12 protein-coding genes are annotated in these 12,609 nt (G+C 47.4%); 7 read left to right on the forward strand and 5 right to left on the reverse strand.

Going from position 1 to position 12,609, the window contains the following annotated elements; translation table 11 throughout:
• Positions 1-19 precede the first annotated feature (19 nt).
• A complete protein-coding gene (patD, locus tag H9644_RS09595; protein ID WP_135487800.1) occupies positions 20-1,444 on the forward strand; it encodes an aminobutyraldehyde dehydrogenase in 1,425 nt (474 codons plus the stop codon).
• Between the two features lie 98 nt (positions 1,445-1,542).
• Here patD and yncL read toward each other — a convergent pair whose 3' ends face one another.
• Positions 1,543-1,638 (reverse strand): stress response membrane protein YncL, encoded by a 96-nt coding sequence (yncL, locus tag H9644_RS09600; protein ID WP_074399477.1) that lies wholly within the window; start codon positions 1,636-1,638, stop codon positions 1,543-1,545.
• Between the two features lie 194 nt (positions 1,639-1,832).
• Here yncL and H9644_RS09605 point away from each other — a divergent pair, with 194 nt between their 5' ends.
• Both H9644_RS09605 and ydcY read left to right on the forward strand, forming a co-directional pair.
• Positions 1,833-2,006 carry a GhoT/OrtT family toxin gene (locus H9644_RS09605; RefSeq protein ID WP_064527458.1) on the forward strand — a complete coding sequence of 58 codons (174 nt, stop codon included), beginning with the start codon at positions 1,833-1,835 and terminating at the stop codon, positions 2,004-2,006.
• An 85-nt stretch (positions 2,007-2,091) separates the two neighbouring features.
• Positions 2,092-2,325, forward strand: a complete 234-nt coding sequence (gene ydcY, locus H9644_RS09610; protein WP_000018638.1) for a DUF2526 family protein YdcY — start codon at positions 2,092-2,094, stop codon at positions 2,323-2,325.
• Here the strand turns inward: ydcY and H9644_RS09615 are convergent, their stop codons facing one another.
• Both H9644_RS09615 and H9644_RS09620 read right to left on the reverse strand, forming a co-directional pair.
• Positions 2,326-2,775, reverse strand: coding sequence for a DMT family transporter (locus H9644_RS09615; protein ID WP_064527459.1), 450 nt, complete (start codon positions 2,773-2,775; stop codon positions 2,326-2,328).
• Positions 2,772-3,290: a GNAT family N-acetyltransferase gene (locus H9644_RS09620; RefSeq protein ID WP_064527461.1), complete on the reverse strand. Its 519-nt coding sequence runs from the start codon at positions 3,288-3,290 to the stop codon at positions 2,772-2,774. The genes H9644_RS09615 and H9644_RS09620 overlap by 4 nt, the downstream gene beginning before the upstream one ends.
• 180 nt (positions 3,291-3,470) lie before the next feature.
• Here H9644_RS09620 and curA point away from each other — a divergent pair, with 180 nt between their 5' ends.
• Both curA and H9644_RS09630 read left to right on the forward strand, forming a co-directional pair.
• Positions 3,471-4,508 (forward strand): NADPH-dependent curcumin/dihydrocurcumin reductase, encoded by a 1,038-nt coding sequence (gene curA / locus H9644_RS09625; protein WP_191774315.1) that lies wholly within the window; start codon positions 3,471-3,473, stop codon positions 4,506-4,508.
• 198 nt (positions 4,509-4,706) lie between these two features.
• The gene (locus tag H9644_RS09630; protein WP_191774317.1) at positions 4,707-5,375 is read left to right on the forward strand and encodes a GntR family transcriptional regulator; all 669 of its coding nucleotides are present in this window, start codon (positions 4,707-4,709) and stop codon (positions 5,373-5,375) included.
• A gap of 43 nt (positions 5,376-5,418) precedes the next feature.
• Here the strand turns inward: H9644_RS09630 and pqqU are convergent, their stop codons facing one another.
• The gene (gene pqqU, locus H9644_RS09635) at positions 5,419-7,521 is read right to left on the reverse strand and encodes a TonB-dependent receptor PqqU (RefSeq protein ID WP_191774319.1); all 2,103 of its coding nucleotides are present in this window, start codon (positions 7,519-7,521) and stop codon (positions 5,419-5,421) included.
• A 241-nt stretch (positions 7,522-7,762) separates the two neighbouring features.
• Between pqqU and yncE the strand changes: the two genes are divergently transcribed.
• The gene (yncE, locus tag H9644_RS09640) at positions 7,763-8,824 is read left to right on the forward strand and encodes a 7-bladed beta-propeller protein YncE (RefSeq protein WP_191774321.1); all 1,062 of its coding nucleotides are present in this window, start codon (positions 7,763-7,765) and stop codon (positions 8,822-8,824) included.
• Positions 8,825-8,935: 111 nt separating this feature from the next.
• Here yncE and ansP read toward each other — a convergent pair whose 3' ends face one another.
• Positions 8,936-10,429, reverse strand: a complete 1,494-nt coding sequence (gene ansP / locus H9644_RS09645) for an L-asparagine permease (RefSeq protein ID WP_191774323.1) — start codon at positions 10,427-10,429, stop codon at positions 8,936-8,938.
• A gap of 1,257 nt (positions 10,430-11,686) precedes the next feature.
• On the opposite strand from ansP, the gene H9644_RS09650 reads away from it, so the two are divergent.
• Positions 11,687-12,337 (forward strand): hypothetical protein, encoded by a 651-nt coding sequence (locus tag H9644_RS09650; RefSeq protein ID WP_191774325.1) that lies wholly within the window; start codon positions 11,687-11,689, stop codon positions 12,335-12,337.
• Positions 12,338-12,609: the final 272 nt, after the last annotated feature.

Here is a 12,609-nt window from a genome sequence, read left to right on the forward strand (position 1 = left end):
ACTGATACAGGAATATGCTATGCAACATAAGTTACTGATTAACGGAGAACTGGTTAGCGGCGAAGGGGAAAAACAGCCTGTCTATAATCCGGCAACGGGGGACGTTTTACTGGAGATCGCCGAGGCATCTGCAGAGCAAGTTGATGCTGCTGTTCGCGCGGCAGATGCGGCATTTGCTGAGTGGGGGCAAACCACGCCGAAGGTGCGCGCAGAATGCCTGCTGAAACTGGCTGATGTTATTGAAGAAAACGGTCAGGTTTTTGCCGAACTGGAGTCCCGTAACTGTGGCAAACCTCTGCATAGTGCGTTCAATGATGAAATTCCAGCGATTGTCGATGTTTTTCGCTTTTTCGCCGGAGCTGCTCGCTGCCTGAATGGTCTGGCGGCAGGAGAATATCTCGAGGGACATACTTCGATGATCCGTCGCGATCCGCTGGGCGTTGTGGCCTCTATCGCGCCGTGGAATTATCCGCTGATGATGGCAGCATGGAAACTGGCTCCGGCACTGGCGGCGGGGAACTGCGTGGTACTGAAGCCATCAGAAATCACGCCGCTGACTGCACTAAAACTGGCCGAGCTGGCGAAAGATATCTTCCCGCCGGGCGTGATCAACGTACTGTTTGGCAGAGGCCAAACCGTGGGCGATCCGCTGACCGGGCATCAAAAAGTGCGCATGGTGTCGCTGACGGGCTCTATTGCCACCGGTGAGCACATCATCAGCCATACTGCGCCATCCATTAAGCGCACCCACATGGAGTTAGGCGGCAAAGCGCCTGTCATTGTTTTTGATGATGCTGATATTGAAGCTGTGGTCGAAGGTGTACGCACGTTTGGCTATTACAACGCTGGACAGGATTGCACCGCAGCTTGTCGAATCTACGCGCAAAAAGGCATTTACGATGCGCTGGTGGAAAAACTCGGCGCCGCTGTCGCAACCCTGAAGTCGGGCGCGCCGGATGACGAATCAACGGAACTGGGGCCGTTGAGTTCACAAGCGCATCTCGACCGCGTCAGTAAAGCAGTGGAAGAGGCAAAAGCGACGGGACACATTAAAGTGATTACCGGCGGGGAGAAACGAAAAGGTAACGGTTATTACTATGCGCCGACACTGCTGGCAGGTGCGTTACAAGAAGATGCCATCGTCCAAAGAGAGGTATTTGGGCCGGTAGTGAGCGTGACTGTCTTCGACAACGAAGAACAAGTGGTTAACTGGGCAAATGACAGCCAGTATGGTTTAGCCTCTTCGGTGTGGACGAAAGATGTGGGGCGGGCGCATCGCGTTAGTGCACGTCTGCAATATGGCTGTACGTGGGTCAATACTCATTTCATGCTGGTAAGTGAAATGCCGCATGGTGGCCAGAAACTTTCCGGTTACGGCAAGGATATGTCACTTTATGGGCTGGAAGATTACACCGTTGTCCGCCACGTAATGGTTAAACACTAAGGATAATGTTGTAGCCTGGAAGAGTGTGAGAAGATCTAACACACTGTCAGAGAGTTGATATCTCTCTGACAGTGTGTACTGCGTGCAATATTGCTACATCAAATAAACCAACCAAATCTCATAGAGATAAGAGCGAACAACCCAACAGCAGCAAAGAGATTTATCAGCACTACGGTTCTACTGGAAACATTCATATTTTGCCACCTTTTGTCATAGCCCTTATGTGTATAGTACGGGTTAAGTAAATCCGCAATAATACTCATTCTGAAGATGGACAAGGGCAGACCCCAGGTTATAGACATATCTCAAAACGGTTGGGAAACTTGATGTATATCAAAAAATAACGCATATTTGCGCGCGTTTTCTTCCTCTGGCTGGACGCCCGTACATGTCTCTTTATCAATACCTGCTTGTTTTTTATGCTGTTATGGCAGCGATCGCGTTTGTTACTACCTGGTTTCTTTCCCACGATAAGAAGCGTATTCGCTTTCTGAGCGCCTTCCTGGTGGCGGTGACCTGGCCGATGAGTTTTCCGGTGGCACTGCTGATTTCGCTATTTTAAATCTTGAGCGCTAGCTTGACGGCACAACGCAGACTTATATCATTTGAGTGAATCGATAAATTTCACAAGTGGCTAAGGAGAAAGTATGTCGCATCTGGATGAAGTCATCGCGCGCGTGGATGCCGCGATTGAGGAGAGCGTCATTGCCCATATGAACGAATTATTAATCGCCCTGAGCGATGACGCAGAGTTAAGTCGGGAAGAGCGTTACACCCAGCAGCAGCGTTTGCGTACAGCAATCGCTCATCACGGGCGTAAGCATAAAGAAGATATGGAAGCTCGTCACGAACAGTTAACCAAAGGCGGCACCATCCTGTGATTAAAACGTGCGTCTGGCCACCAGCCAGGCGCCTACTACCAATAAAACCGCTCCGCAAATTGGGCCGATCAGCGCCCGCAGCGGCACACCATGGCTACGCAAAATATCCAGCACCAGCCCTCCAATCAACTGACTGGCGACTAATACTGCAATGGTCGTTGCCGCGCCAACGTTTTGATATCCGCTGATACTGGCGAAGACAAAAAACGATCCCAGCAAGCCAGGAATCAGTGTCCACCAACGCACGCTGGAAACCAGTTCGCCAAACCCTGCCATCCCTTGTTTAAACCATAAAATGGCGACGAATAGCACAATCCCCACCAGTGAGTTCAGCAGCATGGCGATGAGAATAGTTGAGGAAGTCTGGGTGATGCGCACCATCAGCGTGTTTTGCACCACCAGACCAATTCCGGCGGCAATCAAAAAGGCAAGGGTGAGCGACTGATTCATCCAATCGCGTCCGGTTCAGTGCGCTCGTCGAGTTGCAACTGCATAAATGTCAGATCCAGCCAGCGACCAAATTTAGTGCCTACTTGCGGCATTTGTGCGGTGACGACAAATCCCAGCGACTGGTGGAGATGCAGCGAGGCCTGATTTTGCGATTCGATTCCGGCAACCATCACATGTTTACCGCAGTCCCTGGCTTCATCGATCAATCGGCTTAACAATTTGCGCCCAAGACCTTTGCCTTGATGATCAGGATGAACATAAACTGAATGTTCCACAGTATGGCGAAAACCGTCGAAACTACGCCAGTCGCCAAATGAGGCATACCCAGTCACTACGCCGTCTTCCTCGCTCACCAACACCGGATAACCCGATAAAGTCCGCGCTTCAAACCAGGCAATGCGATTGTCTGCATCCACTGTTTGGTCATTCCAGATAGCTGCCGTATACAACACGGCGTGGTTATAAATTTCCGCAATTGCAGCACAATCGGCTTTGCGGGCAAAACGGATGGACATATCTGGCCTCGATTAAATATTGATGATGACGTTATCAATACTATCGAAAACAGCCCGAAGCAACGGATTCCTCGATGAAATTATTGCGTGTCGCAGAGGCGTTGTGACGGTCGTAAACAAATCCAATCCCGTGAGCCTGCTACCATTGATCGATTCATGCCAAAAGCACAGGAGAGCATTATGGGGCAACAAAAGCAGCGTAACCGCCGTTGGGTTCTGGCCTCGCGTCCGCATGGCGCACCGGTTCCCGAGAATTTCCGTCTTGAAGAAGACGAGGTCGCAACACCAGGTGAGGGGCAGGTGTTACTGCGTACTGTTTATCTGTCGCTGGACCCGTATATGCGTGGACGTATGAGCGATGAGCCCTCTTATTCACCGCCAGTTGATATTGGGGGCGTGATGGTCGGTGGTACGGTGAGCCGGGTAGTCGAATCGAATCATCCTGATTACCAGCCAGGCGACTGGGTGCTGAGTTACAGCGGTTGGCAGGACTACGACATATCCAGCGGCGATGAGCTGGTGAAACTTGGCGATCAGCCAGAAAATCCTTCGTGGTCACTGGGTGTGCTGGGGATGCCAGGCTTTACGGCTTATATGGGATTGTTGGATATCGGCCAGCCAAAAGAGGGCGAAACGCTGGTGGTTGCTGCCGCGACCGGTCCGGTTGGCGCAACGGTGGGGCAAATCGGCAAACTGAAAGGCTGTCGCGTAGTGGGGGTAGCAGGCGGCGCGGAAAAATGCCGCCATGCTACCGAGGTACTGGGCTTTGATGTTTGCCTTGATCATCACGCAGATGATTTCGCCGAACAACTGGCGAACGCGTGTCCGAAAGGCGTGGACATTTATTATGAAAATGTTGGCGGTAAGGTATTTGATGCGGTGCTGCCTTTACTCAATACATCCGCGCGGATCCCCGTTTGCGGGTTAGTGAGCGGCTATAATGCTACGGAATTACCCTCCGGTCCGGATCGTTTACCGCTGCTGATGGCCACAGTGCTGAAAAAACGTATTCGTCTGCAAGGATTTATTATTAATCAGGATTATGGTCATCGCATCCATGAGTTCCAGCAAGAGATGGGGCAGTGGGTAAAAGAGGGAAAAATTCACTATCGTGAACAAATTACCGACGGTTTAGAGAACGCTCCACAGACATTTATCGGTCTGTTGAACGGTAAAAACTTCGGCAAGGTGGTGATCCGTGTCGCGGCTGACGGCTAACAATTCAACGGCGGCGTAAAGCCGCCACAAAAACCCAGGCAAAAATCTTAATCCCAGCTTTAATTAACTAACCACGTCACTGCTCGACTGCTAATAACTAAAAAAGTGATTGGTTGTTAATTATCTAATTATTACACCAGGTAAACTACTTCTGCCTTGTGGGCAGAGTCGGAAAGAATACACTTTTAAGGAAGTAAAATGCCTGGAACTGAAAAAATGCAGCATGTCAGTTTGACCATGCAGGTTGAAAATAATCTGAAGTACCAACTTAGTATTGGTGCACTGAAACCTGGCGCACGGTTGGTCACCAAAAATCTGGCGGAGCAACTGGGTATGAGTATTACACCAGTGCGCGAAGCGTTATTGCGTCTGGTTTCTGTTAATGCGCTATCTGTCGCGCCGGCACAGGCCTTTACGGTACCGGAAGTGGGGGCGGGGCGGTTAGATGAAATCAATCGTATCCGCTACGAACTGGAATTAATGGCAGTCGCTTTAGCGGTTGAAAATATTTCCCCGGAAGGCATAGCAGAGCTCCAGGATTTACTCAAAGAATTACAGCAGGCACAAGAAAATGGCGATATGGCACAACTCATTAATACTAATCGGCAATTCCGCTTTGTAATTTATCGTTACTCAAGAATGCCCATCCTGTGTGAAATGATTGAGCAACTGTGGGTTCGGATGGGGCCTGGGTTACATTATCTTTATGAAGCGGTAAATCCTGACGAATTGCGCGATGGTATTGAAATTTATCAGGCTCTACTCGCAGCGTTGAAAGAAAAAGATAAAAAGCAAAGCTGTCATTATCTGACAGATATTATGAAAAAGAATATTGCGATTATTAACCAGCAGTATACTCATGAATGATAACGACGAAAAGATGCCCAGTAATGACCGGGCATCTTGATTTTTATTCAAACCGCCAGTCGAAATTTACTCCAATGCCATAATTACGCCCGGGCGCAGGTTCGTAATATCGACTATTTGATTCATTAACAATCACTGAACCGACATATTCTTTATCAAATAAATTATCAACACGGCCAAATAAATCCACGGTCATATTATGGAAATTATATTTGTATCCGGTGAACACGCCGACAAGGGTATAAGAAGGTGCTTTGGCTGTGTTTTCATCATCCGCCATAATATCGCCCATATAACGCGCTTCTGTGCCTGCATACCAGCCTTCTTCTGGCACATACCCCAAAGACGCAAAGCCCATATTACGGGATATTCCTGGCATCCGGTTACCATTACAGTCCTGATCATTACAAACATTGCTGCGATAGGTCGCATCGAGCCAGGTCCATGATGCTTTTACGCGGAAATCTCTGGCGAAACGTTGATCCCACGCCAGTTCTGCGCCCTGACGACGTGTTTTTCCTGCATTTTTATACGTAGTGCGTCCACCGCTACTGCTATCGACAACAATTTCATCATCGGTGTCGGTCTGGAACAATGCGAGACTAAGCAGCCCATCACCAATACGCGTTTTACTGCCGATTTCAATTGTATCGTTGGTGGATGGTTTTAAACCAAAGTTCAGACCGCTTTGACCGTCAGCACGATAAGACAGCTCATTAATGGTCGGTGTTTCAAAACCTCGACCAGCCGCCAGATAGATATTCCAGGCATCGGTCATCGCATATTTCAGTGAGCCTGCCGGTAGCCATTTGTGATAACTGGCGTCACCGCTGTCATTGCCATTTCCAGGCGTGACGTAATGATCGTTAGAATCAAACCATACGGAACTGTAGCGCACGCCAGCATCCAGCGACAGTTTGTCAGTCAGTTGCCACTGGGTTTGTAAATAGGGATCGACGTTCCACATTAAATTGCGTTCGTCACGGCGCAAATTACCTTTTAGTCCGTACTCTGGCACGCCATTATTCAGGCGGAAGTTATTGTAGCCCTTGCGGTTTTCACTCATATTTTCGTAGTTCAGACCGGTGGTGAACGTGACTGGAACGCCCAGTTCAGCACGGTGTGTCCAGCGGGTGTCTATACCCTGGTAATGGCGCTGCAAAGTAATCACGCCGCCCGCATGTGACGGATTAAGCTGCGGAGTCATCGGAATCGACTGGTACTGTGTGGTTTCTCGCTCTCCGGCATACATCATTACACTCAAATCATCTTGCGCGCTCAGGCTACGTTCATAACGTAACCCAGCCTGAGTTTGCTGGATGGTTTTTCGCGTGTCGTACTGTTCAGCCCGCGGCGCCTGTTGTGGATTGGCCTTCCATTCTGCTTCGGTTAATCCACCAGGATCATCTGCTTTGATATCCACACTATTGAAAATCAGGCTTAATTTGCTGGCTTCATCAATACGTACGCCTAATTTAGCATTGGCTAAATTTTTCTGTGCGCCACTATGGTCACGATAGCCGTGGGTCGTAAAGCGCGTGGTTGAAACGGTGTAATCGACATCGCCAGGCTGTGTGCCGTCGCCCATTGCGCCCGTTGCTTTCAGTCCATAGCGCCAGCTGCCAAAACTGCCGTAGTAACTACTGGCTTCAATGGTTGGCGGCTGTTGCCCGGTCTGGGTGGTGACATTCATTACACCGCCAGACGCGTTGCCATACAGGGCAGAGAAGGGACCACGCAGCACTTCCACATTTTGCACACTGCTTAAATCGATGTTGGATGTTTGCCCTTGTCCGTCTGGCATAGTGGCGGGAATACCGTCCACATACAGGCGAATACCGCGAATACCGTAAGTGGAACGGGAACCAAATCCGCGAATCGACAGCTGTAAATCTTGCGCATAGTTCTGCCGGTTTTGTACCTGTAAACCTGGCACACTGGTCAGTGATTCAGACAAGTTAATGCGCGGTGTTGCCAGGCGCATCTCTTCGCCATCCACCACGCTTACAGCTGCTGGGGTATCCAGCTCGGAAATCACCTGTGGCGCGGCACTGACAATCATGGTTTGTTCATTGGTTGCAAAAGCGGAAGGTGAAAGGGCAATCAGTGCGGGCAAAACGGTTTGTCGGACGGAGAAAATCTTCATGAAAAAAGCCAGGTTAAGGATGGAAAAACGCTGCCATGGTAATGAAAATGTAAATTTATGGGAAACGAAACGGCACAATACGTTAATTGATTGAAAAAATTGTAGTCGTAACGGCAAGAAATACTCCACATTTGAGAAAATAATGATTACCATTCCCATTTATAACAAGAGCGTAACGAAGATTACGTTCAGCGAAGCATTGTGAAGCAGCAAAAATATCGGTTCATCAAAGGGAGTCGTCATGCATTTACGTCATCTGTTTTCATCGCGCCTGCGTGGTTCATTACTGTTAGGTTCATTGCTCGTTGCTTCATCATTCAGTACGCAGGCCGCAGAAGAAATGCTGCGTAAAGCGGTAGGTAAAGGTGCCTACGAAATGGCTTATAGCCAGCAGGAGAACGCGCTGTGGCTTGCTACTTCGCAAAGCCGAAAACTGGATAAAGGCGGGGTGGTTTATCGTCTCGATCCGGTCACTCTGGAAGTGACTCAGGTGATCCATAACGATCTCAAGCCGTTTGGTGCCACCATTAACAACGCTACTCAAACGTTGTGGTTTGGTAACACGGTAAATAGCGCGGTTACTGCAATTGATGCCAAAACGGGGGCGGTGAAAGGCCGTCTGGTGCTGGATGATCGTAAGCGCACGGAAGAGGTGCGTCCGCTGCAACCGCGTGAGCTGGTGGCAGACGATGCCACGAATACCGTTTACATCAGTGGTATTGGTAAAGAGAGCGTAATTTGGGTCGTTGATGGCGAGAATATCAAACTGAAAACCGCCATCCAGAACACCGGTAAAATGAGCACTGGTTTAGCGCTGGATAGCAAAGGTAAGCGTCTTTACACCACCAACGCTGATGGTGAATTGATCACCGTCGACACTGCCAACAACAAAATCCTAAGCCGTAAAAAGCTTCTGGATGATGGCAAAGAGCATTTCTTTATCAATATCAGTCTTGATACCGACAACAACCGCGCATTTATCACCGACGCTAAAGCTGCAGAAGTGTTAGTGGTCGATACCCGTGATGGTAATGTTCTGGCGAAGGTTTCGGCACCGGAATCACTGGCTGTGCTGTTTAACCCCGCGCGTAATGAAGCCTACGTGACTCATCGTCAGGCGGGTAAAGTGAGTGTGATTGACGCGAAAACCTACAAAGTGGTTAAAACGTTCGATACGCCGACTCATCCGAACAGTCTGGCGCTGTCTGCCGATGGCAAAACGCTGTATGTCAGTGTGAAACAAAAATCCACTAAACAGCAAGAAGCCACCCAGCCGGACGATGTGATTCGTATTGCGCTGTAACAGACATGGGGAAGTGTGTCTCTCGTAGGACGGATAAGGCACTAGCGCTGCATCCGGCATGAACAAAGAGCACTTCAATTTGCCCGGCACTGCGCCGGGCAAATTTTGCAATTAACTCGCCGTTTCAGGCTTAAAGACAATATCCTGTTTCTCTTCTTCGACTACCGGCGCAGTGCTGTGAATTTCGGCAACGCGTTTGCGTACGCCAAACCACCCTGCAACCAGAAGAATACCGATAATCGGTAGCGCCGCGATGGTGTAAGTCCCGTTAGGGTAATCGAACGCCATCAGCACCAGCACACTCAGTAAAAACAGTAGCGTCAGCCATGACGTAAAGGGCGCGCCTGGGAGTTTAAAACTGACATCCGCAGCTTTGCCTTCTTTGATGGCTTTACGTAGACGCATCTGGCAAACGATGATAAACGCCCAGGAGGCGATAATTCCCAGCGACGCGAAGTTCAACACAATCTCAAATACGCGCGAAGGTACCAGATAGTTGAGGAATACGCCGACGACATACACGACCAGCGTCGCCAGAATCCCGGCATACGGCACATGCTGGCGACTCATTTTCGCCATAAAACCTGGTGCAGAACCGCCCATCGCCATTGAGCGCAAAATACGTCCGGTGCAGTACAGACCCGAGTTCAGGCTGGAGAGGGCAGCAGTCAGTACCACAATGTTCATAATGCTGCCAATATAAGGCACGCCCAGTTTGGAAAAGAACGTCACAAACGGACTTTGCCCAGCCTGATATGCGCTCCACGGCAATAACATAACCAGCAACACTACGGAGCCGACGTAAAACAGGCCAATACGCCAAATCACGCTGTTAATTGCTTTTGGCACCATGGTCTGTGGATCCTTACATTCCCCAGCGGCAGTACCCACCATCTCAATGGAGGCAAAAGCAAACACTACGCCCTGAATCAACACCAAAGCAGGCAGCAGACCATGGGGGAAGAAACCGCCATTATCGGTAATTAAATGAAAGCCAGTCGTGTTGCCATCCAGTGGTTGACCGCTACCGAGAAACACCGTACCTACCACCAGGAAAGTAACAATGGCGAGTACTTTAATGAGTGCAAACCAGAACTCCATCTCGGCGAACCATTTCACGCCGATCATGTTCATGGTGCCAACGATAGTCAAAGCGCCAAGGGCAAACACCCACTGCGGTACACCACCAAATGCGCCCCAGTAATGCATATACAGTGCGACGGCGGTGATATCGACAATCCCGGTCATCGCCCAGTTGATGAAGTACATCCAGCCAGCAACATAAGCGGCTTTCTCTCCCAAAAACTCACGAGCATAAGAGACAAAACTGCCACTGGAAGGGCGATGTAATACCAACTCACCCAACGCACGCAAAATAAAAAACGAAAACAGGCCGCAGATTAAATAGACCAGTGCCAGTGCTGGCCCCGCCATTTGCAGTCGGGCCCCTGCGCCTAAAAACAAACCAGTACCAATCGCGCCGCCAATGGCGATCATCTGCACCTGGCGATTGCCCATCGCTTTGTGATACCCCTCTTCGTGGGCATTAAGCCAGCGGCGTTTCGCGGCGTGTTGATCTGAAGTGTCGGTGTCGTGTTTACTCATTGCTCTCCCTGATTGCTTTAATGAAAAAAGTCTTTTATGTCGCCATGAACAATGTTTATTCATCCTGGCGATGACAATATTCACCATTATTCTTTATGGGTATAACGGTCGGCGCAGAATCCTACCTTTTATCGTGTAACGATGCAAAATAATCCCACTATAGATGTACGGGGATAAAGGCGGCTGGCGACAAAATAGCAACCTGATGAAATCATGACAGAAACAAGCACTATTGCTTTGATGATACTCGGCTGCAGTCCGACTCTTTCGTCACTCGTTCGTCGCTCTGAACGCCAGTGGTTGCAGTGAACACTAGTGTGGTTGGTCGCCAACATACCCCTTCGCTGATTATCATTGAATAGTGAGGGGACTGGTTTCAGGGGTAATACGCCAAATACCAATACAATTGCAGATTTGATGTGCCAGTTGCCGACGTTACAGAAAGTGACAAAAAATGTAAGAGGAATGCTGGTTGATAAACGCGCTATTGCCCAACAGAAACTTCTTGAATTAGTCCTGTTCCATGGGTATTACGACTCTTAAAAATTACTTCAATATAATTAATGTGTATATCATTCTCGATATTAATTTGTGAAGTGAATTTGATATATTCCTAATTCTTAATTTACATTACTAATGTTTGGGGCATAACGTTAAGATAGCCAGGTGCAGATTAAAATATCAGGGTGGGGCGGTAGCGTTTACGGATATTAATTAATTGATATATAAGCTATGTTATCTGTGCAATTATGTATCTCAATTATTGATGCTGAAGATAAATAAATAAGGGTATTGAGGCTTAATGTTAAGGGATCGTAATCCAGGGAAAGAACATCGGGGACACGCTTTTTGTACTAAATGATTTGTATATTATGTTCAAAAAATGAGATATTCCTCATTGCTTGAAATTGTATAATCAAATACTCCTTATATAAACAAGGAGAGGGAAATGGAATTTGAAAAATAAATAGTACATATTCCGATTATCCCCGATTACAGACAAGCCCGGGAAGTAGAACATAAATTGTCATTATTGGCATAGCATAAAAAGGAAGGTGTGCCTGGTCGGTGGTGGCCCGGGGGAAGGTAGTAAAGCGATAACAGGCCCTCATCCGAATGCCAGATTTATGAATAAGTTCATAAATGGTGTTAAGGTAGGAAGCAATCACCAGGGGGTATTTAATGACCATAAATCGAAAATTGTCAGTTAACTGTTTTTATTTGTTAGTATGTGTTTTTATTATATGCGGGTGCGATATGAAAAAAGACATGATCAATCCAGTATTTGAGGTCTATGGTGAGAAAAGTGTTCTTGATGACATGACAATTAATATAGAAATCTATGCTAACAGTGAAAAGTATCCAGGATTTTCTATATGGAAAGTCGTCAGTCTCTTATGCAAAGGCAAGCGATTTCAATTCTCTGAAAATAATGATGACATAGTAAACTATGTGATCCATTATACTTACAGGCAGCAGGTTGGAATGTTTAAAATAGATGCTGAGATTCCAAAAAATGCCAGGGAAGGCCATGATGTTAATATGTTTTATGTTTTTCGTGAAGGCGATCATGTTTATTTAAAATATTATAGCAGAAGATCTGATGTGGCAAGGAACAATCCTCTGGCAACAACTGATGCAACGCTACCTCAGGAAGAGTATTTTAAAAAATACTCTTCTGTTATTTATGAGGATCATCCCCAGCATTTAAAAAAGATTTTCGATTTGTATATCCCTAAACTTCAATCCTATCAGCTTTATCCCTATGAGAAACTCAATATGGATTACTATAAGAAACTTTCGCTGGAGGAAAAGAAAAAAATAGCCATGCCAGAGCAATATCTGAGGAAAATGAATTTACCAAAAGATGAATTAAATATATTGCTTGAAATATCCAAAAATAGTTAACTAGTATTCTTAAAAGCAAAGAGATGTTAATAAGTAGCCTTGATTAAATGCTATAATATCAATTGCGTGTATTTAATAGCGCTGTTTTTTGTCTCTCCTTCTTTGAGGCTGAGGAATCCCCAGAAAAGAAGACAGGCATAGGGTTTTGTGATCGACTGATTGCGTTAACAAATTCAATGAGATCACCTCTATGCCCAGGGAAAGATCACGTAACGCTGCTTTTTTGTACTAAATGATTCGCATTTTATGTTCAATAATTGAGATATTCCTTA

This window comes from Escherichia whittamii (genome assembly GCF_014836715.1).
GTDB lineage: Bacteria > Pseudomonadota > Gammaproteobacteria > Enterobacterales > Enterobacteriaceae > Escherichia > Escherichia whittamii.